We start from the raw sequence: 22578 nt of genomic DNA, 5'->3' as shown, positions 1-22578 counted from the left end.
CACTCGGTCATGGTGACATATGCCCATTCAGCCGACTTCGGCGATCAGCTCCACCTCCACCGGCGCGTCCAGCGGCAGCGCCGCCACGCCCACAGCGCTGCGCGCGTGCTTGCCGGCCTCGCCGAACACCTCCGCGAGCAGGTCGCTGGCGCCGTTGGCCACCTGCGGCTGCTGCACGAAGTCGGGCGCGCTCGCCACGAACACCACGACCTTCACGATCCGCCGCACCCGCGACAGCTCGCCCAGCTCGGCCTTGAGCGCGGCCAGCGCGTTGAGCACGCAGACGCGGGCCTGCGCCTTGCCCTCGTCCACGCCGAGGTCCACGCCGAGCTTGCCGGTCTGGTGCAGCTTGCCCTCCAGCATCGGCACCTGACCCGAGGTGTAGACCAGGTCGCCGGTGCGCGTGGTGGGGATGTAGGAGCCGGCCGGCGTGGCGGGCGCCGGCAGCGTGTAGCCGAGCTCCTCGATCTTCTGCTCCGGCGTCACTGCTTCTCCCGCTTGAAGTAGGCGACGAGCTGCTCGGGCGTCTGGCCCTGCACGATCTGGACGAGCTCCCAGCCGTCGGCGCCGAAGTTGTCGAGAATCATCTTGGTGTTGTGGATCAGCACGGGTGCTGTCAGGTACTCCCACTTCTTCATGACGGCAGCTTATTGTGAGCAATCTCAAACGGTGGTCGTCGGCTTTCGACAAGTGACCGTTCGGTAGCCTCGAATCGTGGACTCTCCGGACACGGATTGGGCCGACGTACGTCTCCATGTCGTCACCGGCAAGGGCGGCACCGGCAAGACGACCGTCGCCGCCGCCCTCGCGCTCGCGCTGGCCGCCGGCGGCCGCAAGGTGCTGCTCGTGGAGGTCGAGGGCAGGCAGGGCATCGCGCAGGTCTTCGACCTGCCCCCGCTGCCGTACGAGGAGCGCAAGATCGCCGTCGCCCCCTCGGGGGGCGACGTCTACGCGCTGGCCATCGACCCGGAAGAGGCCATGCTCGAGTACATGGAGATGTTCTACGGCATGCGCAGGGCCGGCCGGGCGCTGACCAAGATGGGCATCGTCGACTTCGCCACCACCGTGGCCCCCGGCTTCCGCGACGTGCTCGTCACGGGCAAGACCAGCGAGGCCGTACGCAGACGCGGCAGGAACGGCCGCCGCATCTACGACGCCGTCGTCATGGACGCGCCGCCCACGGGCCGCATCACGCGCTTCCTGAACGTCACCCAGGAGGTCGCCGGCCTGGCCAAGGTCGGCCCCATCAAAAACCACTCCGACCTCGTCAGCGGCGTCGTGAAGTCCCCCGAGACGGCCGTGCACTTCGTCACGCTGCTGGAGGAGATGCCGGTCCAGGAGACCCTCGACGGCATCTCCGAGCTGCGCGCCGCCGGGCTGCCCGCGGGCGGCGTCTTCATCAACATGGTGCGCGAGTCCCAGCTGCCCCAGACCGCCCTTGACACGGCTGTCAAGGGCCGCTTCGACCCCGATGAGCTGGTGCTCGGCCTCAAGGCCGCGGGGGTCGCCGACGGCGCCCAGGCCGCCGAGCTGGCCAAGGCGCTCGGCGACGAGGTCGTCGAGCACGCCCACCGCACCGAGCTGGAGCGCGCCGAACGCGAGACGCTGGCCGGTGCCGGGCTGACCGGCTACGAGCTGCCGCTGCTCGCCGACGGCGTCGATCTGGCCGGCCTGTACGAGCTGGCAGAGAGCATGCGCACCCAGGGAGCAGCGTGAAGAAGCCGCCGGCACTCGACGTCGACGCGATCCTCGACGATCGGGGCACCAGGATCATCGTCTGCTGCGGCGCCGGCGGCGTGGGCAAGACCACGACCGCCGCGGCGCTCGGCCTGCGGGCCGCCGAGCGCGGCCGGTGCGTGGTCGTGCTGACCGTCGACCCGGCCAGGCGGCTCGCGCAGTCGATGGGATTGACCGAGCTGGACAACACCCCGCGCCTGGTCAGCTCGCCCGAGGGCGGCGGCCAGCTCTACGCGATGATGCTCGACATGAAGCGGACGTTCGACGAGATCATCGAGGCGCACGCCGATCCGGAGCGGGCCCGCCAGATCCTGTCGAACCCCTTCTACCAGTCGCTGTCCTCCAGCTTCTCCGGCACGCAGGAGTACATGGCGATGGAGAAGCTCGGGCAGCTGCGCCGCTCCGACGAGTGGGACCTGATCATCGTCGACACGCCGCCGTCCCGCTCGGCGCTCGACTTCCTCGACGCGCCCGAACGGCTCGGCCGCTTCCTCGACGGCCGGTTCATCCGGCTGCTGACCGCGCCCGCCAAGGCCGGAGGACGCAGCGCGTTCCGGCTGCTCAACGCCGGGTTCGGGCTGATGGCGGGAGCGATGACCAAGCTCCTGGGCGCGCAGGTGATCAAGGACCTGCAGACGTTCGTGTCCGCGCTCGACGCCGTCTTCGGCGGGTTCAGGCAGCGGGCCGAGATGACGTACCGGCTGCTGCAGGCGCCCGGCACGGCCTTCCTCGTGGTGGCCGCGCCCGAGCGGGACGCGATGCGCGAGGCCTCCTACTTCGTGGAGCGCCTCGCCGAGGAGCGCATGCCCCTGGCCGGCCTGGTGGTCAACCGGGTGCATGTCTCGCCCGCTTCCGGGCTCTCCGCCGCCCGCAGCGCCGCCGCCGCGGAGGACTTGGAGTCGAGGGGCGAGCACGAGCTCACCGCGGCCGTGCTGCGGCTGCACGCCGGGCGAATGCAGCTCGCCGCCCGCGAGAACCGCGAGCAGGAGCATTTCGTCTCGGCCCACCCCACGGTGCCCGTGGTGCAGGTCCGCGCCATGTCCGAGGACGTCCACGACTTGACGGGTCTGCGTCAGATCGGGACCCTGCTGGCCACCGCATAGAAGTACGGCCGGCGGCGGCGCCGGCCGTACGCGGTCGCCTGGCTGGGGTCAGCCGGCGATCAGCTCATTGGTGCGTTCGTACTCTTCCTTGGCGGACTCGAGCAGCTCTCGCCACGAGTCCACGTCGGGCCGCCGTCGAAGCAGCGCGCGACGTTCCCGTTCGGTCATACCGCCCCAGACCCCGAACTCGATGCGGTTGTCCAGCGCATCGGCGAGGCACTCGGTGCGGACCGGGCAACCCCGGCAGATCAGCTTCGCTCTGTTCTGCGCGGCGCCCTGCACGAACAGGGCATCCGGATCCGCACCCTTACAGGCGGCACGGGAGGTCCAATCCGTGATCCACATTTTTCGACCCCACTCCCCTTAGGTGGTCAGTCGTCATTTGGGGCCGACGGGCGCGGGCGCCGAGCCTCCGTATTCAGTTGCCGCAGGGAGAACGTACGCAACCAGACGTTCGGGCCGACAGACCCCAGAGGACCAATTTCTCGCGGCCATCTTGACCGGGAATGACTAGTCACCCCCGTCAGTCAAGGCGAAATGGAGTCGTGCTACCGATTCGGTCTGTCTTTCGACGTACTCTTGTAGGCGTGCAAGCCCAGGGCAAACGTCGTTCCAACCCCATCCTCAGTGTCCTGCGACTCCTCATCGCGGGCTCGGCCGCCGGGGTGCTCGCCGCCGCCGTGGCTTTGCCGGCGGTGGGCGGAGCGGGCATGTCGACCAAGACCGCCGTCGAGGGGCTCAACCTCAAGCCCGAGGACCTCGACGAGCCTCCCCTGCCGGAACGCACCGAACTCTTCGACGCTGACGGCAAGAAGATCGCGCAGTTCTACTTCGAGAACCGGCAGTCCGTCAGCCTCGACGAGGTCGCCCCGATCATGCGGACCGCTCTGATCGCGATCGAGGACTTCCGTTTCTACCAGCACGGGCCAATCGATGTGGAAGGAACGGCAAGAGCGCTGCTGAAGAATGTGACCAGCGGCGGCGTCACGCAGGGTGGTTCGTCCATCACCCAGCAGTACGTCAAGCAGGTGCTGGTCAACAAGGCCGAGACGCCGGAGGAGCAGGCGGCGGCCATCGCGCCCACGATCTCGCGCAAGCTGTCGGAGCTGCGCTACGCCATGGCGATCGAGGAGAAGTACTCCAAGGACCAGATCCTGGAGAAATACCTCAACATCGCCTACTTCGGCGCCGGCGCCCACGGCGTCCAGGCCGCCGCCAAGCGCTTCTTCGACAAGCCGGCCTCCAAGCTCAACCTGGTCGAGGCCGCCACGCTCGCCGGCGCCGTCCAGAACCCCGCGCGCACCGACCCCAACGTCGGCCCCGAGTCGCGGCAGCGCCTGCTGGAGCGGCGCAACACCGTGCTCGATCGGATGGCCCAGCTCAAGAAGATCACCCCGCAGGAGGCGGCGGCGGCCAAGGCGAAGAAGCTGGGCTTCAAGGACATCAAGGCGCCTGGTGGCTGCGAGGCCAGCAGATATCCGTACTTCTGCCTCTACGTCCAATACGAGATCCTCAACAACGAGGACTTCGGCAAGAACCGCGACGAGCGCAGGAAGCTGCTCCAGCGCGGCGGCCTGCGGATCAAGACCACGCTCGACACCAAGATGCAGGCGGCCGCCGAGAAGGCGATCAAGAGGTACGTCAGCTCCAAGGACAAGCCCGTCGCCTCGCAGGCGATGGTCGTCCCCGGCACCGGCGAGATCAAGGCCATGGCCGCCTCGCGCAAGTTCGGCCGCAGCAAGAAGAAGAACGAGATGAGCTACAACATCGTGGCCGACGCCGCGCACGGCGGCGGCCGCGGGTTCCAGCAGGGCTCGACGGCCAAGGTCTACACGCTGGCCACCGCCCTGGAGGAGGGGCTCAAGTACGGCGACGGCTTCCCCTCGCCGGCCGGCTACAAGGCCAGCGGCTACAGCGCGTTCAAGAACTGCAAGGGCCAGAACGTCGGCGACCCGTCCCACACCGTGCGCAACTCCAGCGAGGGCGGCGGCGGCTTCAAGACGCTCGAGACCGGCACCTGGGGCTCGGTCAACACGTTCTTCATCAAACTGCAGGAGAAGGTCGGCCTCTGCGACGTCGTCAAGATGGCGAAGAAGCTCGGCGTCGAGCGGGCCGACGGGCAGAAGCTGTCGGAGGTCGAGACGTTCACGCTCGGCGTCAACGAGGTCGACCCCGTCACCATCGCCAACTCCTACGCCGTCTTCGCCGCCCGCGGCAAATACTGCAAGCCGCTCGCCATCACCGAGATCAAGGACAGGAACGGCAAGGCCAAGCAGTACAAGCCGAAGTGCTCCCAGGTCCTTGAGGAGGAGGTCGCCGACGCGGTCAGCGGCATCCTGTCCGGGGTGTTCACCAAGGGCACGATGACCGACGTCGGCGGCATCGGGCGCGACGCGGCGGGCAAGACCGGCACCACCGACAACTACATGTCGGCCTGGTTCTCCGGCTACACCCCCAACCTCGCCTCCGCCGTCAGCCTGGGCGACCCGCGCGGCACCTCCGCGCACAAGCTGATCGGCATCACCATCGGCGGGCGCTACTACCCCTACGTGTACGGCTCGTCGATCTCCGGGCGCATCTGGAAGGACTCCATGCTGGAGGCGCTCAAGGGGGTCGAGCCCACCGAGTTCAAGTCGGTCGACCGGTCGCGGTTCGGCGGGTGCACCGACAACTGCGCGCCCAAGCCGAAGAAAAAGAAGAAGGGCGACGGGGGGAACCCGTTCGACATCTTCGACCGCGACGGCGGCGACCGGTTCGGTGACCGGTTCGGCGACGGGCCCGATCGCGGGCGCGGCGGTGGTGACGACCGGCGGGGCGGCCCCTTCGGCCGCGGCGGCGACACCGGCTCCCTCATCACCCCCAACCGCTGAGACGCTCTGAGGCCTCCGCCCGGGAGGGAGGAGGCCTCAGCTGCTCCAGGATGCCACCTGGCGGCCCGCCGCGGCGCAGAGAGGCGCTGGGGGCCGGGTACGCCGCGTTACTTGGCGGCGAGGCGGGCGCGTACCTGCGCGGCCACCCTGCCGCCCTCGGCGCGGCCGGCCACCTTCGGGTTGACCGCCTTCATGACCTGCCCCATGGCCTGCGGCCCCGAGGCGCCCGTCTCGGCGATGGCCTCGTCGACCAGCGCGCCCAGCTCCTCGTCGGACAGCTGCGCGGGAAGGTATCCCTCCAGCACCGCCTGCTCGGCCAGCTCGGCCTCGGCCTGCTCCTTGCGCCCGGCGTTGCCGAACGCCTCGGCGGCCTCGCGCCGCTTCTTCGCCTCCCGGGTCAGGACCTTGATGACCTCGTCGTCGGTCAGCTCTCTGGCCTCCTTGCCCGCGACCTCCTCGACGTTGATCGCGGCCAGGGCCATGCGGACCGTACGGAGACGTACCTCGTCCTTGCTCTTCAGCGAGGCCGTCAGATCGGCCTTCAGCTTGTCCTTCAAAGCGCTCATGCGCTTTATCTTGCCGCCTGCGCGGACCACCCCGACGCCATCCGGACTTCCCGTGCCGGATCTCGGGCATCATGAAGAGGTGAGGAAAGCCGCCGCAGTGCCCCTGTCCCTGCTCGGTCTCGGCCTTGCCGGGCTGGGCTACGCGTCCGTCGTCGAGCGCAACTGGTTCCGGTTGCGCCGCTTCGACGTGCCGGTGCTGGAGCGGGGGCGGCGTCCCGTACGCGTGCTCCACCTGTCCGACCTGCACCTGACGCCGCGCCGCACCATGCTCATCAACTGGGTGCGCTCGCTCGGCGCCCTGGAGCCCGACCTCGTGGTCAACACCGGCGACTCCATCGCCCACCCCGAGGCCGTCCCCGCGCTCCTGCACGCGCTCGAGCCGCTGCTGTCGCGTCCCGGCCTGTTCGTGTACGGCTCCAACGACCTCTACGCCCCCCAGCCGAAGAACCCGGCCCGCTACCTGTGGCGCACCTCCAAGAACGACCGCCGCCAGCACACCCCCAACCTGCCCTGGGAGGAGCTGGGGGCCGGCATGGCGGCCGAGGGCTGGCTCGACATGAACAACACCACCGCCCGCATCAAGGTGGGCGACCTCGACGTGGCCGTGGCCGGCATCCACGACAGCCACATCAACCGCGATCGCTACGACGTCGTGGCCGGCCCCGCCCCCGCCGACGCCGACCTCCGCCTCGGCGTCATGCACTCGCCCGAGCCGCGCAACATGACCCGCTTCGCCGCCGACGGCTACCAGCTCCTGCTGGCCGGCCACACCCATGGCGGCCAGCTCTGCGTCCCGTTCTACGGCGCTCTGGTCACCAACTGCGGCATCGACCGCGCCCGCGTCAAGGGCCTCAGCCGCCACGACTCGGCCTGGCTCCACGTCTCGGCCGGCCTCGGCACCTCGCCGTACGCCCCGGCCCGCTTCGCCTGCTTCCCCGAGGCGACCCTGCTGACGCTGGTGCCCCGGAGATAAAGGCGGTCACAAGCACCTTGGAAGTCCGCTAGACTTTCTGAAGCACGCGCAAGACGGGCGTGCGACCGGGGTGTAGCGCAGCTTGGCAGCGCGCTTCGTTCGGGACGAAGAGGTCGTGGGTTCAAATCCCGCCACCCCGACCCAGTTAGAGGGCCGCTTTCGATCATCGGAAGCGGCCTTTCTCGTTCTCCGGGTGACGAACCGCGTGGCTACGATCCCCCGTGCTCGTTGACTCCGCGTCAGGCTGTGCGTGGGACACCAAATCGATACGGAACGGTCCAAGATCGGCTCATGATCCTCCATAGGATCTTTCGCGATAAGTCTCACCACTCAGGAGGCGTCCCCGTGCGTAGCCGATCTCTGCTGACCGCCGCCCTGTTAGCCGCGTCCGTCGTCGCCGTCGCGCAGCCCGCGTACGCCGCCGCGCCCGCCGTACAGATCACGAAGATCTACTATGACTCGCCCGGGTCGCCGGACAACGGTGGGAACAGCAGCCTCAACGGCGAGTACGTGCAGGTCAGGAACATGACGAAGAAGGCCGTCAACCTGCGTGGCTGGACCGTGCGCGATGCGACGCGGCGGCAGGATCACATCTACACGTTCGGGACGTTCGCCCTGAAGCCCGGCAAGACGGTCACTCTGCGCACCGGGAAGGGCAGGGACACCGGCACCACCCGCTACTGGGGCAGGAGCGGGGGGACGCTGGCGTACATCTGGAATCAGAGCAAGGACACCGCCTACCTGCGGAACGCGGCGGGGAAGCTGATCGACTCCTGCTCGTACAACTCCTCGCGGGGGGACTACAAGATCTGCTGAGCCCGTAAGGAGCTCAGACCCGGGTCCGGCCCCCGTTCCCGCTGGTCAGAAAAGGGCCAAGGGGTGGAGGTCCTGGTACGCCACCAGCGGGCGCCCGCGCCACGTAGTTCAGGGTGCGATGTGAAAACGGCAGGGTGGCACGGTAGTGACTTCAGGCCACCTGCACCATCGAGGCGTGTGGAACCATACGGCTGTGCCAGACGATGCCATCCACGGGGGTTTCAACCAGTTCGCCGCTCATCTCGTGGCCACCGCCGCCGCTCCGCTCGACCCCGCGTCGGCGGACGGTCCGCAGGTGCTGTACTGGCCTGGGCGCAGGCTGCTGGTGCAGCGTGGGGACACCGAGCTGGCCGTCCGCGACCTGGACGGGGAGGGGATGGAGGTCCGCTTCCCCGCGCCCTGGCCCCGCCGGTACGGCTCGGTGGCGGTCTCTCCCACCGGTGATCTCGCCGTGTTCGCCGGCGTGCACGCGCTGCGAGCCGTGGATTCGACCGGCACGGTGCGGTGGGAGATCCGGCACGGTTGTTGGTCCGCCGCCGTGTGCACCAAGGCCCATGCCTCGTTCTCCGAGTACGCCGACGACTACCACCACGGCCACGCTGACAGCGGCTCGGCGGCCTTCTCCTCAGACGGCAAGCTCCTCTGGGCCCACATCCGCAACCACGAGGGACGCGACGTCAACGAGGAATGGCTGATCCTCGACCCCGCCGACGGCACGGTGCTGACCCGCGCCGAGACGATGACCGTGGGATCGGGCTCCATCCACTTCCCCCATCCGGACCCGGCGTACATGGGGCTGACGGTCGGCGGAGGCGAGGAGAACTCGCCCGTGCTGTGGGGGCACTGGGACGGCGCGAACCTCACCGTCCAGCGGTTCGTCGAGGAGGTCCTCCTAGCCGTGAGCCCGTCCGGGGAGCACTTCCTGACCACGGACCCGGGGCAGTGGACCCTCTATCTGCACCGGGCGAAGGATGGCCTCGAACTACGGCATCTGGACTCCGACGAAGCCGTGCCCCTTCCCCTGGGCTCGGACGACGACCGCGTTCGGTGGGACTACGAGGCGGCGGCGTTCCCCTATGACGACACTGCCGTGGTCGGCACCGAGGGCTACGCGGAGGACCCCCGCCACTGGCTCGTCGACCCACGTACGATGGCCCTGCGCGGCCAGGTCGCCTACCCCTTCGCCGTCTCGGGCGCTCCCCGATCAGCGGGGCAGGCCGCCTGGTACACGGTCTCCAAGGACCGAACCATCCTCCACCTGTGGAACCTGCCGCACCGGGATTGCTGAGTCAATGGGCTCCACCCCAAGACCCTGGCACTCGGCGACCGCGCCGCCTTCAGCCCACGATGAAAGGCTCACTACTGGCGCGTACGGAAGACCGTGAGGAGGATCATCAGGACATAGACCGCCACCACGAGCAGGGCCGAGCCCATCACCAGGAGGATCGGCGGGAAGAAGAAGGAGCCCACGGCGCAGATCGCGCCCAGGAGCATCAGGGCCAGGCCGCCCGCGCGCTGTGAGCGCTGCCAGGCCAGGGCCAGGGCGCCGTTGGGGCCGTCCGGCATGCGGGACGGGCTGATCTTGGGCAGGACGTTGCCCAGGCCGATCAGCATGATCCCGATCGCCACCCCCATCGCCTGCTCCAGCGGGAACTCGTGGCCGGCCGCCCTGGACAGCAGGCCGGTCTGGAGGGTGACCAGCAGCAGGGGCAGGACGACGAAGAGCACGTTCATCGATCGCGTCTGGGAGCGCGGCGAGGCGACGAGCCGGGGGTCGACGTAGTGACGCATGCGGCCGCCGATGACCGTCGAGACGGTCATGATCGCGCCGACCACGACCAGCACGCCGGGCAGGGCGAAGGCCATGACGACGCGCGGCACGGTGACGCCGGAGCGGGTCTCGGTGGCCTCGCGGGTGACGATGGTCTCCGGGAGGGAGTCCCACAGCGTCCAGGCGATGGCGACCATGACGATGAAGCCCACGGCGGAGACCACGATGCCCGCCCACGGCAGGCGTGCCGCGGTGGGATCCGCGGGCTCTTGGTTCTGGACGCGGGTCCGGTCCATGCGGCCTCCTCCGATCGACGTGACATTTCAGAACGTAGATCAACTGCACCGGCCGCGGCATCCCTCGTGCGGCACGGACAGGTCATGTTGAACGGCCGGGCGGCCATGACCGAAGTCATGGGCGACCATTTGTCGCCGTTATTACTTTTTCATTCTTTCGCGACGCATCAAAATAGCCTTTTTTCTCGACTTTTTCTCCGGGCCGCTGACACGCTCCGTGTTCGCGCCCGTTTAAACCATCGACCATAACGCCGCCTGCGGCATATGGCCAGACGCCGGAAAGAAATGCCAGAGAACTTTCACGGAGCGTGACTTTCCAGATCCTTATCGCGTCCCGCTCCAGCCCAGCCGACAAGCTCCCGGCAGGTCCATACGACCGCCATTCCTCACTCTGGGTGATTGGACAAGTCTTCCGGCCTGCTTATCGTTTTGAGCTGTACCCGGAACATCGGTGCGGGAGGCGCTGGGATGAAACTGCAGTACTTCGAATACTGTTTCGCCGACCGGCTCTTCTATGAGGAGCCGGCCAAGTGGGAGACCGCGCAGAAAGGCTACCGGCAGGCGGAGAGCCCGGCGCCCGACGGCTGGCGTACCGGCCGTAAAGGCCCTTGGTACAACTACATGTGCGAATCGTCGGACCTTCCCGCGCAGGGCTGGAAGATTCACGTCTCGGCCACCCGGGAAACCGCGCAGCAGGTGCTCGACATCACCGCCGATTACTGTTTCGAGCGGAAGATCCCGTTCAAATTCCTGACCAGTGAGGCGGCGTTCATCGGCCGCAACCTCAAGTACGCCGAACGCGGCGGCAGCGGGAAGTTCATCACCGTCTACCCGGCCGACGACGTCCAGCTGGAGAAGATTCTGGACGACCTGGACCCGAAGCTGCAGGGGCTCGGCGGGCCGTACATCCTGAGTGACCTGCGCTGGAAGGACGGGCCGCTCTACCTGCGCTACGGCGGGTTCGTCGAGCGGTTCACCCGTAACGACCTGGGTGAGCCCGCCATGGCCATCGAGACGCCCGACGGCGAGCTGGTGGTCGACAAGCGCGACCCGGTCTTCCACGTGCCCGACTGGGTCGAGCCCCCGCCATTCCTGCAGCCGTTCCTCGAGGACCGGAAGAACAGCGAACCGCCGGCCGACTTTCCGTACGAGATCGAATCAGCCCTGCATTTCTCGAATGGCGGCGGAATCTACAGCGCGGTCGAGAAGGCCACCGGCAGGAAAGTGGTGCTCAAGGAGGCGCGGCCTGGCGCCGGGCTCGACCAGGTGGGCCGCGACGCGGTGAGCCGGCTCAAGCGGGAGTACGAATTCCTCAAGCAGCTCGCCGACGTGGACGCGGTCGTCGACTGCTACGACTACTTCGAGCTCTGGGAGCACCACTTCCTGGTGCAGGAGCTGGTGGACGGCGTCACGCTGAACAAGCGCATGGTGGCGAAGACCCCGCTGATCAGGGCGAACGTCACCGACGAGGAGCTGCGCGAGTTCACCGAATGGGCGGTGGACATGGCGGACCAGCTCGAAGAGGTGGTGGCGACGCTGCACGAGCGCGGCATCGCCTTCGGTGACCTGCACCCGAACAACATCATGGTCACCGAGGACGGCCGGGTACGGCTGGTCGACTTCGAGCTGGCCACCTACGTGGACCAGGAGCAGCGCATCGGCATGGGCGCGCCCGGCTTCGTACCGCCGGACACGCGCGAGGCACTGTCCGCCGACCTGTATGCGCTCGGCTGCCTCAAGATCGCGCCCTTCATCCCGCTGACCGTCCTGTTCACCCTCGACACCACGCGGGCCCGCGCGCTGGTCGAGTTCGTCGAGAGCCGGTTCCCCACGCCTGCCGGCTGGGGCGAGCGCGTGCTCGAACTGCTCGACCTCGGCCCGTCCGACTGGGCGGGCACCGAGGAGCAGATGGCGCGCACCAGCGTCCTCATCGGCGGCTACGACGGCACCGAGCGCGACTGGCCGGCCATCGAGGCCTCGATCGCCCGGGCCGTGTGGGGCAGCGCCACCCCGGACCGCGCGGACCGGCTCTTCCCCGGTGACGTCGAGCAGTTCAAGCTGGACGGCTACGGCTTCGCCTACGGCGCCGCCGGCGTCCTGTACGCGCTGGCGAAGTCCGGCCACGGCCGGAACGAGGAGCACGAGCAGTGGCTGCTCGACCGGGTACGCGACCACAAGGGCCTGCACCGCCTCGGCTTCTACGACGGCCTGCACGGCATCGCGTACGCGTTCGAGGAGATCGGCCGCAGGGACGCCGCGCTGGAGGTCCTCGACCTGATCTCCAAGGCGGGCCGGGTCACGCTCGCCGACGAGTTGCTCACCGGGCTCAGCGGGGTGGCGCTCAACCAGCTCTACTTCGCCACCAAGCTGGACGATCAGGGCCTGCGGGACGCGGCGCTGAAGAACGCCCAGGAGATCGCGGACAGGCTGCTCAACCAGCCGCCCCTGGCCCTGGGCGAGGACGGCAGGCACCGCAGGGCTGGACTGCTGCACGGCGCCTCCGGCCAGGCCCTGCTGTTCGTCCGGCTCTTCGAGGACACCGGTGACTCGGCCTTCCTCGACCTCGCCGAGCGCGCCATCGGCTACGAGCTGGACTGCTGCACGCACTTCGAGGACAACGACGTCCTGTACGTCAACGAGGGCTGGCGCACCATGCCCTACATCGGCACGGGCTCGACCGGCATCGGGCTGGCGCTGAGCGAGCTGCTGCGGCACCGGCGTACCGACGAGCTGTCGACGGCCATGGACCGGTTGCAGCGCGCCGCGCACGCGGAGTTCCACATCTGCCCGATGGTGTTCTACGGTACGGCCGGCCAGATGGGCTTCCTCCAGCACATCCGCCGGCTCTACGAGGGCACCGGCCATCTCGACGAGCTGATCGCGACCAAGCGCGACCGCCTGCGCCTGTACATGGTGGGGCTCAAGGGCGAGATCGCCTTTCCCGGTGACCAGCTCATGCGGCTGTCCATGGACTTCGGCACCGGAAGCGCGGGCATCCTGCACGCCCTGGCCACCCTGCGCGACCCGGACCTGCCCCTGCTTCCCTTCCTCCATCCCTTCTCGAGCCGCGAGAGCGGCTGAGAGACAAGACCGGCCCCAACCGGCGGGAGGCCACAAGGCCCTCCGATCCGCCCCCCATATCACGAGAAAGGAAAACCCACCATGTCGTTCATCCTCGACCTGCAGAGCCGCACCGTCGCGGCCGACCGGGCCAACGGCGACTACGAGCCGCTGGGCCCGAGCAGCCTCAGCCCGTCGCTGTGCGTCAGCGGCTGGACCCTCGTCGGCTGCTGATTCTCACCCCCGAAAGGAGAAAGCCGATATGTCGTACATCCTGAACCTCCAGGGCATCCGCGCCGAGCAGAGCGCCGACCGCGGCATGGCCCAGCCGAGCTCGGCGAGCCTGTCCTTGTGCTTCAGCAACGCCAGCTGGGCCTTCTGCTGAGCCTGCGCCGACCGCTTAAGGAGACATCGCCATGGGTTACGTGCTCAACCTCCAGGAGATGACGCGGAACGGCGCCCCCGCCGACGACGACGCCGCGCTCTCGATCAGCACCAACAGCTGGTTCGCCTGCCAGAGCAGCGCCAGCCAGATCTTCTGCATCACCACCTGATTCCGGCAGACCACGCGCAGAAACGGAGAAACCCATCATGAGCTTCGTTCTCGACCTCCAGGTGAAGAGCGTCAGCGAGGGCAAGGCCGCCGACGGCCCCGAGCCGCAGAGCCTCAGCTTCTTCAGCCCCGTCACCTGCTTCAGCACCACGAGCGTCGTCCTCTGCTAGTCCCCCTCCCCGAAGAACGAACGAAAGGAAACGATCATGGGTTACGTCCTCAACCTCCAGGGCCGCGCCGCGGGCGGCGACGGCGCAGAGCCGGCCTCGACGGTCTTCAGCTCCGTCAGCGCCACCTTCGTGTGCGCCGCGAGCGCGCTCAGCTACTCGGCGTGCGCCACCCTCAGCACCATCAGCGCCGCCGTCTGCATGTGACAACCGCATGACCCGGCCGGGGTGCCCGCACCGCACCCCGGCCGTCCCCTTTCCCGACCACGGAGGCACCACGCATGACCTGGACAGACGCGGACCGCCTTCTCGCGCGTACGGTGCGGTCCGGCTGGGCCTGGAACGCCGCGCTCCTCACCGTGAACCTCTGCCGCTCCGCCGGGGCCATCGCCCTGCCCGCCCTGGTCGCCGCAGCCATCGACGAACGGCTCACCGGCTCAGCTGACACCGCGCTCCTGCGGCTGACGGCCCTGGTGGGCCTGCTGCTCCTGACGGAGGTGGCGAACCAGCTCATCGCCACCTGGTGCGTGAACTCGCTCGTCCTCGACCTTCGCCGCCGGTTCCTCCAGCACGTGCTGCGGCTCGGGGTCAGGGACCGCGGCAGGTTCGCCGGCGGTGACCTGACCAGCAGGCTGCTGACGAACGTCACGGAGGCGGCGTCCGTCGTGCCGCTGTTCACCGTGTGGGCGTCCTCGCTGCTGGTGTCGGGAGGTGCGCTGGTCGCGCTGTGCCTGATCGACCTGCGGCTGGCGGTCGCCTTCTTCGTCGGCGCTCCCCTGGCGACGCTGATGATCCGCGCGTTCGTCGGCCGGATCTCGCCGCTGCTGACCACGTACCTGGCCATCCAGGGGCGGATCTCGGGACGGCTGGTCGAGGTGCTGACCGGCATCCGCACCGTGCGCGCGGCCGGCACCGAACGCCAGGAGATCGACCGCGTCCTGTCCGAGCTGCCCGGCCTGCACGAGGCCGGGCGCGACTCATGGGAGCTCCAGGGCCGGCTCAACCTGCGCGCCGCCCTGCTCATGCCGCTGATCCAGGTCGCGGTCCTCGGCACCGCCGGGTACGCGCTGGTGGGCGGCGACATCACGCCTGGCCAGCTCACGGCCGCGGCCGGGTACGCGGGGATGGCGCTCGGCCTGCTGAGCCAGGCCAACATGTTCATGGCGCTGGCCCAGGCACGGGCGGGCGCCCGCCGGGTGCAGGAGGTGCTGTCCGTCCCCGTGACCGGGCACGGCGACCGTACGCCGCCCGCCGGGCCAGGCGAGCTGGTCTTCGAGAACGTCACGGTCGCCGGCCCGGACGGGCCGGTGCTCGACGGGATCGACCTGCGGGTGCCGGGAGGTGGCACGGTCGCGGTGGTGGGCGCGTCCGGCTCCGGCAAGTCCACGCTCGCGTCCGTCGCGGGCCGGCTGATCGACCCGGACGAGGGCCGCGTGCTCCTGGACGGCGTGCCGCTGCGCGAGCTGTCCGCCGGCGCGCTGGCCTCCGCCGTCGGCTGGGCGTTCGAGCGGCCTTCCTACCTGGCCGGTACGTTCGCCGAGGCCATCCGCTTCGGCGCCGCCCCCGACAGGACCCGCGAGGCCGCCATGGCCGCGCAGGCGGACCTGTTCATCAGCCGCCTGCCCGACGGCTACCTCACCCCGTGCGCGAGCACCCCGCTGTCGGGCGGCGAGCAGCAGCGGCTCGGCCTGGCCCGCGGACTGGCGCACCAGGGCCGGCTGCTCATCATGGACGACGCCCTGTCCAGCGTGGACAGCGTCACCGAGCTGCGCATCTGCCAGGCCGTCGCCGCGCGTACGGACCTCACCAGGCTCCTCGTCACCCACAAGCTCTCGGTGGCCGCGCGCGCCGACCTGGTGGCCTGGCTCGACCAGGGGAGGATCCGCGCGCTCGCACCCCACGAGGAGCTGTGGCGCGTCGCCGACTACCGCCGGCTGTTCCAGCCCGGCCCCGAAGACCACCATCGCGAGGAACGGGAGCTGAGCCGTGCCTGACGAGAACGTCGTGAGCTGGCGGCTGATCCGCCGCTCGCTGCTGCGCCGCCGCCGGTCGCTGATCGTCCTGGCCGGCTGGTCGGTGCTGGAGGCCGTGCCGGCCATGACCACCGGCGTGCTGATGGCCAAGGCCATCGACGAGGGGTTCCTGCGGGGCTCGGTGACCACGGGGCTGTGGTGGCTGAGCGGCATGCTCCTCGCGTACGCGATCGGCGCCGTGGCCTCGCGTTTCACCTCCCCCGTCGTCGGGGCGATCGTCGAGCCGCTCCGCGACGACCTGCTGCGGGCCGTGGTCACCGGCGTCGTGCGCGGGGACGGCGTGGACGACGCGGCGGTCTCGCGGGCCACGAGCCAGGTCGAGTCCGTACGCAAGGCCGTCTCGTCGCTGCTCAACGGGTTGCGGCGGTTCGTGTTCACCGTCGTCGCGGCCGTCGCGGGGCTGAGCGCGCTCGCCCCCGAGATCGTCTGGCTGACCCTGCCGCCGGTGCTCGTGGCGGCGCTGCTGTTCGCCGGGCTGCTGCGGCAGCTCGTCAACCGCCAGCGCGCGGCGATCGCCACGAACGAGCGCGTCGCAGGCGAGGTGGGCGGCGCGCTGGCCGGGCACCGCGACATCGCGGCGTTCGGCCGCCAGGACGCCGTCGTCGGCGCCGTCACCACCGCGATGGCCGGCGAGCGGAGCGCCCAGCAGCGCCTGGCGCACGCCACCGCGACCCGCAGCGTGATCACCACGCTCGGCGGGCAGCTGCCGCTGCTGTGCCTGTTGTTCGCCGCGCCGTGGCTGGTGAGCAACGGGACGACCGTGGGCGTGCTGGTCGGCGCGGCGACCTACCTGAGCACGCACCTGGAGCCCGCCATGCGGATGCTCACCGAGGTCATCGGCGGCGCGGGCCTGCAGCTGGCGGTCACGGTCCGCAGGCTCGCCGAGGCCGGCGCGGCCCGCAGGGAGCTCTCGGGCGACCCGGCGGCGGTGCTGCACGGCACGGACATCACGGTCGAGAACCTCACCTTCTCCTACGGCACGCAGGTCGAGCCGGTCCTGCGCGACCTGTCCTTCACCGTCGAAGAGCACGGCCACCTGGCCATCGTCGGCCCCAGCGGGATCGGCAAGTCGACGCTGGCCATGCTGCTGGCCGGCCTCGCCGTGCCGGACGGCGGCCGGATCAGGGTCGGCGGGACGGCGCCCGACCGGCTGCCGTCCGACCGGCGCAGGGAGCACATCGTGCTGGTGCCGCAGGAGTCGTACGTCTTCTCCGGAACCGTCGAGGAGAACCTGCGCTACCTCGCCCCCGATGCGAGCGAGGAGGAGCTCGATCACGCCGTACGCGAGGTCGGCGCGGACGACCTGGTGACGGGTCTCGGCGGGCCGGCGGCGCCGGTGGACCCGGCCCGCCTGTCGGCAGGGGAGAAGCAGCTGATCGGCCTGGCCAGGGCCTACGTGAGCCGGGCCCGCGTGGTCATACTCGACGAGGCGAGCTGCCACCTCGACCCGGTCGCCGAGGCCCGCGCCGAGCTGGCCTTCCGCGCCCGTCCCGGCACGCTCATCGTGATCGCGCACCGGGCGTCGTCCGCGCTGCGCGCCGACCGGATCCTGTTGCTCGACGGCACCCGCGCCTGCTTCGGCGACCACCGGGAGCTGCTGGGCTCCTCACACCTCTACGCCGAGCTGGTCGGCGGCTGACCGGCCTGCTGGGGCAGGTTCTGCTGGGGCAGATTCTGCTGGGGCGGGTTCTGCGACACCCAGACCGCGAGCTGGGTGCGGTCGCGCAGCCCCAGCTTGCGCAGGCAGTTGGAGATGTGGTTCTTGGTGGTGCCCTCGGTGATGTAGAGGCGGCGCGCGATCTCCCTGTTGGAGGCGCCCGAGCCGACCAGCATGGCGATCTCGTACTCGCGGTCGGACAGGCCGCAGGGCGGCTCGGCCGGCGGCACCGGCTCGGGCTCGGGCTCGGGGTCCGGCTGGTGCGCGCCGTCGCGGAAGGCCGCCACCAGGCGTTCCGTCGCGGTGCCGCCGAGCACGGTCTCGCCGCGCGCCACCCGCCTGATCGCCGTCACCAGCTCGTCAGGCGGGATGTCCTTCAGCAGGTAGCCCTTGGCGCCCGCGCGCAGCCCGCCGAAGATGTAGTCGTCGTCGTCGAACGTCGTCAGGATCACCGAGGCGATCCGCGGAAAGTCCGTACGCAACCGCTCGACCAGCTCGACACCGTCCATCACGGGCATGCGGGCGTCCACGAGCGCCACATGGGGCTGCTCGGCCGGCGGGGTGTTCGCCAGCAGCGCGAGGGTGTCGGCGCCGTTGCCGATGGAGCCGGCGATCTCGATGCCCGGCTCGATCTCCAGCAGCTTGCGCAGGCCCTCACGCATCAAGATCTGGTCGTCGACCAGCATGACCCGGATCACGTCGTCGTTCTCCCCATATCCGTGGCTCGTGCCGGCACCGTGGCCTCAAGGGTGAAGCCCTCCCCCGGATCGCTGTGCACGTCCAAAGACCCGTCGATCGACTCCAGGCGTTCGCGCAGACCGCGCAGCCCGAACCCGTTCGTGACCGCCTCCCCCTCGGCGCCCGCGCCGTCGTCGGAGACCGTCACCCGCACCCGCTCGGGGGTGGCGTCCACGGTGACCGTGATGTGGCGGGCCTTGGAGTGACGCAGGGCGTTGGTCAGACCTTCCTGGACGATCCGGTAGCAGACGAGCTCGCCGTTCTCGTCCACGTCGGGCCAGGCGCCCGTGGCGGTGAAGGTCACGTCGGTGTCGGCGGAGCCGTACGACTGCGCGAGCGCGCGCAGGGCGGCGATGCCCGTACGGCCCTCCATGCGCAGCGGTTTGAGCGCGCGCACCCAGCGGCGGGTGTCGGTCAGGGCCTCCAGGGTCAGTTCCTTGGCCTGCCGCACCTCCTCCCAGGCGGCCTCCGGGCGCGCGGTGCGGTAGCGCTGGGCGTTGGCCAGGCCCACGTTGATGACCGTGAGGTAGTGGCCGACGGAGTCGTGCATGTCCCTGGCCATCCTGGCGCGCTCCTGGGCGATGGCCAGGTCGCGGGTCTGGGCGGCATAGCGGCGCAGCTCGGAGTGGGCCTCTTCGAGGTCGGCCAGGAGCTGCCTGGTGACCTCGGCGCGGCGCTGCGACTCGATCATCGCGATCACCACGACCATGATGACCAGGCACAGGAGCAGCACGCTCGCCCCGTTGAGCACGGCCGCCAGCGTCGCCTGCCCGGGATTGACGGCGCCGACCCCGAAGTGGAACAGGCCCGCCGTCGTCGCGTACGCGATGCTGCCCCGCAGCCCGAACACGACCAGCGCGTTGCCCACCGCCACGCTGACGATCAGCAGCGCCGCGATGCCGCCGGCCAGCATGAGCAGCAGGCTCGTGGCGAGGAACGCCACCGTCACCGCCTTGCGCAGCGGCGGCGGCTGCGTCCGCCACGGCAGGAACGGCCAGAGCACGCAGCTCGGCGCCAGCGCACCGGCACTGATCAGCACGAACACCTGCGTCAACGGCCAGTCGGCCGGGCCGAGCCGGCCTAACTCCGCTAGTCCGGCCAGGAACACCAGAGCGCTGATGAGCGCGGATCCCCAGAAGAAGACACCGAACACGAGAGGAGGACGGTCGTCGGTGAACCCCACCCAACGGCTCATGTCTCGAATGGACCCCGCGCCCGGCACACCGCGAGCATAACCGTCCACTTGCCGCAGCACAGCGTGGTGATGGTCATGCTTCGCCACTGCCCGGCCATGACTCGGGTCATGGTCATCTGACTCCCGGCCATGACCCGTATGTGCCCCGGGCAGGATACTGAGCCCTGACCGTCCAGATCTACGATGTACGCCTTGGGCAGCGGGGAGCTCGCCGAAGACCAGCGTTGAAACAGGTGGTCGAGGTGCCGGTAAATCACACATTCGAAGCATTGGCCCACGTACGACGACGCGAAGTGTTACGCATTCTTCGGAAACATGATCGCCTTTCGGCCGGCCAGATCGCCGAACGCCTGGCGATACCCAGGCCGACGTTGTCCGGCCATCTCAACATCTTGAAAGGCGCCGACCTCATCATCGGGGAAAGGGAGGGCACCACCATCTGGTACCGCCTCAACCTGACCGTGATGGAGGAGGCGCTCGGGCTGGCCCTGTCGCTCCTGAGCCGGCAGCCGATCGAGGAGGGCCAGTTGTCCTCCGTCTTCGCGGCGTCGCCCTCGGCGGCCGTCTACGCGGCCTCACCGTCGCGCATTTACGCGGCGTCACCGTCGAAGTCCTAGTAAGGAGGTCGCCGGGCGGGCGGGAGGCCGCGGTCAAGGTCGTACGTCCCGAGCCGGCCGACGATCCCGACGTCCGGCGCCGCTTCGCCACCGAGATCACCGTGGCGCGCCGCGTCGGCGGCTTCCACGCCGCCGAGGTCGTGGCCGCTCGCGGAGCTGATCGGCGCCTGCCTGGCGAAGGACCCCGCCGACCGCCACACCGACGCCCTCGCGAGCTAGCCCGCCAGGGCCGTCCCGTAGTTCTCGATCCCCAGGTACGGGTTCAGGTGGGGATGCCGGCTGCCCACGGACACGTCACGCCAGAACCGCTGCAGCGGGTTCGCCGTGGCGAAGCCGCCGGTGCCGTGCAGGTCCATCACCCGCTCGACCGCCGCCCTGCAGTCCCTGCCGGCCTCCGCCAGCTCCATGCGCAGGCGCGGGATCTCGGCCTCGGGCAGGTCGTCGTCGTCCGCCGCGCGGGCCACGGCGAGCATGGTGCGCCGCGCGCGCTGGGCGAGGTGGGCCGCCTCCGCCAGCCAGTGCCGCGCCCCGGGCGAGTCGCCCATCCTGGCGTACGCGGTCATGAACGGCTTGCGGTCGGAGGCGAACATGGCGCCGGTCAGGTCGAGGGCTCCCCAGGTGGCGCCGACCACGGGCGCGAGCACCGTCGTGCCGTACAGCAGCAGGTCGCGGCCCCCGAACGGGTCCGCAGCCCGTACGTGCGCGTCCGGCACCACGACGCCTGAGGCGACGAGCGTGTGGCTGCCCGTCCCGCGCATGCCGGCCATGTGCCAGGTGCGCTCGACGACCAGGTCGGCCGTCGGGACGACGGCGAAGGAGAACCGGCCGTCCACCATGAGGCCGAGCCCGGCCCAGGTGGCGTCCTCGCAGCCTGAGACGTACGACCAGCGGCCGTCGATCCGCACGCCGTCGGCCGTGCGCTCGCCACGGGCGCGCGGCACCCCGGAGCCGCAGAAGAGCGCGTCCGGGTCGGCGAAGCACGAGCGCAGCGCCTCGTCGGGCAGGCACCGCGTGGTGAGGTTCTTGGAGGTGACGCAGGTCCCCGCGATCCAGGCGCTCGACGGGCAGGCGCGGCCCAGCTCGCTCAGGCGCAGGGCGATGGCCTCCGTGCCCGCCCAGGCGCCGCCGTACGCGCGGGGCGTGCGCAGCGCGAACGCGCCGTCGGCGCGCAGCGCGTCGAGGCTCTCCCTGGTGGGCCGGTCACCCTGCTCGGTCTTCTCGGCGTGGAGCCGCAGGATCTCGGTGGTTTCATCGGACACGTCGTCGATCCCACCCTTTGACCGACCGGAACGCCATACGCGGGACGTACCGGTCCATACGTGTTCCGCTCTTACCATCGAGACCATGGACCTGCTCAGCGAGGTGATCCGCACCGTACGCGTCGGCAGCGCGGCCGGCCGCGTGATCAGGTCGTCGGGCTCCCCCGGGCTCCGGTTCCCGGCGTTCTCCGGCAGCGGGATCCACATCGTGCTGCGCGGCACCTGCTGGCTGATCACCGAGGACGCCGAGCCGGTCGCGCTGGAACCGGGCGACGTCGTCCTCACCTCCTCCGGCGCCGGGCACGGCCTGAGCAGGACGCCGCTGGCGCTGCGCGACCTGCCGCCCGTCGAGATGGGCCCGATCCCGCCGGCGCCCGGCCCGTTCGACTTCGAGTTCCTGTGCAGCTCCTACCGGCTCGCGCACGGCGCCGCGCCGCGCTACCTGCGCGCGCTGCCCGACCTCATCGCGATCTCGCCCGACTACGACGCGCACCCCGAGCTCCGGGTGCTGGTCGATCTCCTCGGCTCGGACGTGTCGGGCAGGCAGATGGGCACCGGCGCGACGCTGCCGGCGCTGCTGGACCTGATCCTGGTCCACGTGCTGCGCCAGTGGCACGAACGGCACGGCGACGGCTGGCCGGGCACCGAGGACCCGGGCGTCGCCGCCGCGCTGCGCGCGATGCACGACCACCCCGAACGTCCGTGGACGGTCGATCGCCTCAGCACGGCGGCGGGCATGTCGCGTACGGCGTTCGCCCGGCGCTTCGCCGCCGTGATGGGGCAGCCGCCGATGAGGTACCTGATCGGCCTGCGGCTGGACCGGGGCGCGCGGCTGCTGCGCGAGACGGACGCGCCGCTGGCCGCGATCGCCAGGCAGGTCGGCTACGCCACCGAGTTCGCCTTCTCCGGCGCCTTCCGCCGCGAATACGGCATCTCACCGAGCCACTTCCGCCGCGCCCCCTACTTGGCGGCGGACGGCGACGGTGACGGCGTGGGCGAGGCCGTGCCGGACGGCGTCGGGGAGGGGGACGTGGACGCCGTGGCCGTGGGCGGCGCGGTGCCGGCGGAGGGCGGCTGGTCGTTCCCGACCGACAGGTACGCCAGCACGCCGATCGCCACGAACACCACCGACAGGACGGCGGCGGCGCCGTAACCGATCCGGCGTCC

Annotated in this window: 24 protein-coding genes and 1 tRNA gene; 17 read left to right on the top strand and 8 right to left on the bottom strand. The window is 70.0% G+C overall.

What is annotated here, in order from left to right; genetic code table 11:
* Positions 1–27: 27 nt before the first annotated feature.
* Positions 28–486 (bottom strand): RidA family protein, encoded by a 459-nt coding sequence (locus AB0K12_RS26765; RefSeq protein ID WP_345393970.1) that lies wholly within the window; start codon positions 484–486, stop codon positions 28–30.
* Positions 483–638: a hypothetical protein gene (locus AB0K12_RS26760; RefSeq protein ID WP_345393967.1), complete on the bottom strand. Its 156-nt coding sequence runs from the start codon at positions 636–638 to the stop codon at positions 483–485. Before AB0K12_RS26760 ends, AB0K12_RS26765 begins: the two co-directional genes overlap by 4 nt.
* Before the next feature lie 76 nt (positions 639–714).
* On the opposite strand from AB0K12_RS26760, the gene AB0K12_RS26755 reads away from it, so the two are divergent.
* Both AB0K12_RS26755 and AB0K12_RS26750 read left to right on the top strand, forming a co-directional pair.
* A complete protein-coding gene (locus AB0K12_RS26755; RefSeq protein ID WP_364566636.1) occupies positions 715–1716 on the top strand; it encodes an ArsA-related P-loop ATPase in 1002 nt (333 codons plus the stop codon).
* Entirely contained in the window at positions 1713–2840 is a 1128-nt protein-coding gene (locus AB0K12_RS26750) for an ArsA family ATPase (protein WP_355415341.1), read from the top strand. Before AB0K12_RS26755 ends, AB0K12_RS26750 begins: the two co-directional genes overlap by 4 nt.
* Positions 2841–2888: 48 nt before the next feature.
* Here AB0K12_RS26750 and AB0K12_RS26745 read toward each other — a convergent pair whose 3' ends face one another.
* Entirely contained in the window at positions 2889–3185 is a 297-nt protein-coding gene (locus tag AB0K12_RS26745; protein ID WP_020542548.1) for a WhiB family transcriptional regulator, read from the bottom strand.
* Positions 3186–3427: 242 nt separating this feature from the next.
* On the opposite strand from AB0K12_RS26745, the gene AB0K12_RS26740 reads away from it, so the two are divergent.
* A complete protein-coding gene (locus tag AB0K12_RS26740; protein WP_364566633.1) occupies positions 3428–5710 on the top strand; it encodes a transglycosylase domain-containing protein in 2283 nt (760 codons plus the stop codon).
* Between the two features lie 107 nt (positions 5711–5817).
* On the opposite strand, the gene AB0K12_RS26735 is transcribed toward AB0K12_RS26740, so the two are convergent.
* Positions 5818–6276, bottom strand: coding sequence for a GatB/YqeY domain-containing protein (locus AB0K12_RS26735; RefSeq protein ID WP_364566630.1), 459 nt, complete (start codon positions 6274–6276; stop codon positions 5818–5820).
* Positions 6277–6355: 79 nt separating this feature from the next.
* Here AB0K12_RS26735 and AB0K12_RS26730 point away from each other — a divergent pair, with 79 nt between their 5' ends.
* The 4 genes from AB0K12_RS26730 to AB0K12_RS26715 all read left to right on the top strand — a co-directional run bounded on the left by AB0K12_RS26730 (position 6356) and on the right by AB0K12_RS26715 (position 9353).
* Positions 6356–7249, top strand: coding sequence for a metallophosphoesterase (locus AB0K12_RS26730; RefSeq protein ID WP_355415335.1), 894 nt, complete (start codon positions 6356–6358; stop codon positions 7247–7249).
* A gap of 66 nt (positions 7250–7315) precedes the next feature.
* Positions 7316–7389 (top strand) — tRNA-Pro (locus tag AB0K12_RS26725).
* A 205-nt stretch (positions 7390–7594) separates the two neighbouring features.
* Positions 7595–8065, top strand: coding sequence for a lamin tail domain-containing protein (locus AB0K12_RS26720; RefSeq protein ID WP_364566626.1), 471 nt, complete (start codon positions 7595–7597; stop codon positions 8063–8065).
* A gap of 193 nt (positions 8066–8258) precedes the next feature.
* Positions 8259–9353, top strand: a complete 1095-nt coding sequence (locus AB0K12_RS26715) for a hypothetical protein (RefSeq protein ID WP_364566623.1) — start codon at positions 8259–8261, stop codon at positions 9351–9353.
* Positions 9354–9424: 71 nt separating this feature from the next.
* Here the strand turns inward: AB0K12_RS26715 and AB0K12_RS26710 are convergent, their stop codons facing one another.
* Complete coding sequence (locus AB0K12_RS26710) at positions 9425–10132, bottom strand: hypothetical protein (RefSeq protein ID WP_364566620.1); 708 nt, start codon at positions 10130–10132, stop codon at positions 9425–9427.
* Between the two features lie 468 nt (positions 10133–10600).
* Here AB0K12_RS26710 and lanKC point away from each other — a divergent pair, with 468 nt between their 5' ends.
* From lanKC to AB0K12_RS26670, 8 genes are all read left to right on the top strand, one after another.
* Positions 10601–13213, top strand: a complete 2613-nt coding sequence (gene lanKC / locus AB0K12_RS26705; RefSeq protein WP_364566617.1) for a class III lanthionine synthetase LanKC — start codon at positions 10601–10603, stop codon at positions 13211–13213.
* 81 nt (positions 13214–13294) lie between these two features.
* Positions 13295–13426 carry a hypothetical protein gene (locus AB0K12_RS26700; RefSeq protein WP_345393918.1) on the top strand — a complete coding sequence of 44 codons (132 nt, stop codon included), beginning with the start codon at positions 13295–13297 and terminating at the stop codon, positions 13424–13426.
* A gap of 28 nt (positions 13427–13454) precedes the next feature.
* Positions 13455–13577, top strand: a complete 123-nt coding sequence (locus AB0K12_RS26695; RefSeq protein WP_364368185.1) for a SapB/AmfS family lanthipeptide — start codon at positions 13455–13457, stop codon at positions 13575–13577.
* 31 nt (positions 13578–13608) lie between these two features.
* Positions 13609–13746: a hypothetical protein gene (locus tag AB0K12_RS26690; RefSeq protein ID WP_364566612.1), complete on the top strand. Its 138-nt coding sequence runs from the start codon at positions 13609–13611 to the stop codon at positions 13744–13746.
* A 37-nt stretch (positions 13747–13783) separates the two neighbouring features.
* The gene (locus tag AB0K12_RS26685; protein WP_364566609.1) at positions 13784–13915 is read left to right on the top strand and encodes a hypothetical protein; all 132 of its coding nucleotides are present in this window, start codon (positions 13784–13786) and stop codon (positions 13913–13915) included.
* A gap of 36 nt (positions 13916–13951) precedes the next feature.
* On the top strand, positions 13952–14119 hold the full coding sequence (locus AB0K12_RS26680) for a hypothetical protein (RefSeq protein ID WP_364566606.1): 168 nt from the start codon (positions 13952–13954) through the stop codon (positions 14117–14119).
* Between the two features lie 74 nt (positions 14120–14193).
* Complete coding sequence (locus AB0K12_RS26675) at positions 14194–15906, top strand: ABC transporter ATP-binding protein (protein ID WP_364566603.1); 1713 nt, start codon at positions 14194–14196, stop codon at positions 15904–15906.
* Entirely contained in the window at positions 15899–17584 is a 1686-nt protein-coding gene (locus AB0K12_RS26670) for an ABC transporter ATP-binding protein (RefSeq protein WP_364566600.1), read from the top strand. Before AB0K12_RS26675 ends, AB0K12_RS26670 begins: the two co-directional genes overlap by 8 nt.
* Here AB0K12_RS26670 and AB0K12_RS26665 read toward each other — a convergent pair.
* Both AB0K12_RS26665 and AB0K12_RS26660 read right to left on the bottom strand, forming a co-directional pair.
* Complete coding sequence (locus AB0K12_RS26665; protein WP_364566935.1) at positions 17560–18288, bottom strand: response regulator transcription factor; 729 nt, start codon at positions 18286–18288, stop codon at positions 17560–17562. The genes AB0K12_RS26670 and AB0K12_RS26665 overlap by 25 nt on opposite strands.
* Positions 18289–18296: 8 nt before the next feature.
* Positions 18297–19535, bottom strand: a complete 1239-nt coding sequence (locus AB0K12_RS26660) for a sensor histidine kinase (protein WP_364566596.1) — start codon at positions 19533–19535, stop codon at positions 18297–18299.
* Positions 19536–19768: 233 nt separating this feature from the next.
* Between AB0K12_RS26660 and AB0K12_RS26655 the strand changes: the two genes are divergently transcribed.
* A complete protein-coding gene (locus tag AB0K12_RS26655) occupies positions 19769–20152 on the top strand; it encodes a metalloregulator ArsR/SmtB family transcription factor (RefSeq protein WP_364566932.1) in 384 nt (127 codons plus the stop codon).
* A gap of 215 nt (positions 20153–20367) precedes the next feature.
* Here AB0K12_RS26655 and AB0K12_RS26650 read toward each other — a convergent pair whose 3' ends face one another.
* Positions 20368–21411: an acyl-CoA dehydrogenase family protein gene (locus AB0K12_RS26650; protein ID WP_364566593.1), complete on the bottom strand. Its 1044-nt coding sequence runs from the start codon at positions 21409–21411 to the stop codon at positions 20368–20370.
* An 85-nt stretch (positions 21412–21496) separates the two neighbouring features.
* Between AB0K12_RS26650 and AB0K12_RS26645 the strand changes: the two genes are divergently transcribed.
* On the top strand, positions 21497–22564 hold the full coding sequence (locus AB0K12_RS26645; protein ID WP_364566590.1) for an AraC family transcriptional regulator: 1068 nt from the start codon (positions 21497–21499) through the stop codon (positions 22562–22564).
* The last annotated feature ends 14 nt before the right edge of the window (positions 22565–22578 follow it).

It is taken from the genome of Nonomuraea sp. NPDC049419, from assembly GCF_040676995.1.
GTDB lineage: Bacteria > Actinomycetota > Actinomycetes > Streptosporangiales > Streptosporangiaceae > Nonomuraea > Nonomuraea salmonea.
The sequence above is the reverse complement of the archived record's forward strand: the minus strand, read 5'-3'. Positions and strand labels throughout refer to the sequence as shown.

Bases quoted from the DNA above. Each gene is read 5' to 3' on its own strand.
- AB0K12_RS26680 (WP_364566606.1), top strand. From the start codon at position 13,952: ATGGGTTACGTCCTCAACCTCCAGGGCCGCGCCGCGGGCGGCGACGGC.
- AB0K12_RS26685 (WP_364566609.1), top strand. From the start codon at position 13,784: ATGAGCTTCGTTCTCGACCTCCAGGTGAAGAGCGTCAGCGAGGGCAAG.
- AB0K12_RS26760 (WP_345393967.1), bottom strand. From the start codon at position 638: ATGAAGAAGTGGGAGTACCTGACAGCACCCGTGCTGATCCACAACACC.
- lanKC (WP_364566617.1), top strand. From the start codon at position 10,601: ATGAAACTGCAGTACTTCGAATACTGTTTCGCCGACCGGCTCTTCTAT.
- AB0K12_RS26645 (WP_364566590.1), top strand. From the start codon at position 21,497: ATGGACCTGCTCAGCGAGGTGATCCGCACCGTACGCGTCGGCAGCGCG.
- AB0K12_RS26665 (WP_364566935.1), bottom strand. From the start codon at position 18,288: ATGCTGGTCGACGACCAGATCTTGATGCGTGAGGGCCTGCGCAAGCTG.
- AB0K12_RS26660 (WP_364566596.1), bottom strand. From the start codon at position 19,535: ATGAGCCGTTGGGTGGGGTTCACCGACGACCGTCCTCCTCTCGTGTTC.
- AB0K12_RS26735 (WP_364566630.1), bottom strand. From the start codon at position 6,276: ATGAGCGCTTTGAAGGACAAGCTGAAGGCCGATCTGACGGCCTCGCTG.
- AB0K12_RS26690 (WP_364566612.1), top strand. From the start codon at position 13,609: ATGGGTTACGTGCTCAACCTCCAGGAGATGACGCGGAACGGCGCCCCC.
- AB0K12_RS26695 (WP_364368185.1), top strand. From the start codon at position 13,455: ATGTCGTACATCCTGAACCTCCAGGGCATCCGCGCCGAGCAGAGCGCC.
- AB0K12_RS26700 (WP_345393918.1), top strand. From the start codon at position 13,295: ATGTCGTTCATCCTCGACCTGCAGAGCCGCACCGTCGCGGCCGACCGG.
- AB0K12_RS26745 (WP_020542548.1), bottom strand. From the start codon at position 3,185: ATGTGGATCACGGATTGGACCTCCCGTGCCGCCTGTAAGGGTGCGGAT.
- AB0K12_RS26710 (WP_364566620.1), bottom strand. From the start codon at position 10,132: ATGGACCGGACCCGCGTCCAGAACCAAGAGCCCGCGGATCCCACCGCG.
- AB0K12_RS26675 (WP_364566603.1), top strand. From the start codon at position 14,194: ATGACCTGGACAGACGCGGACCGCCTTCTCGCGCGTACGGTGCGGTCC.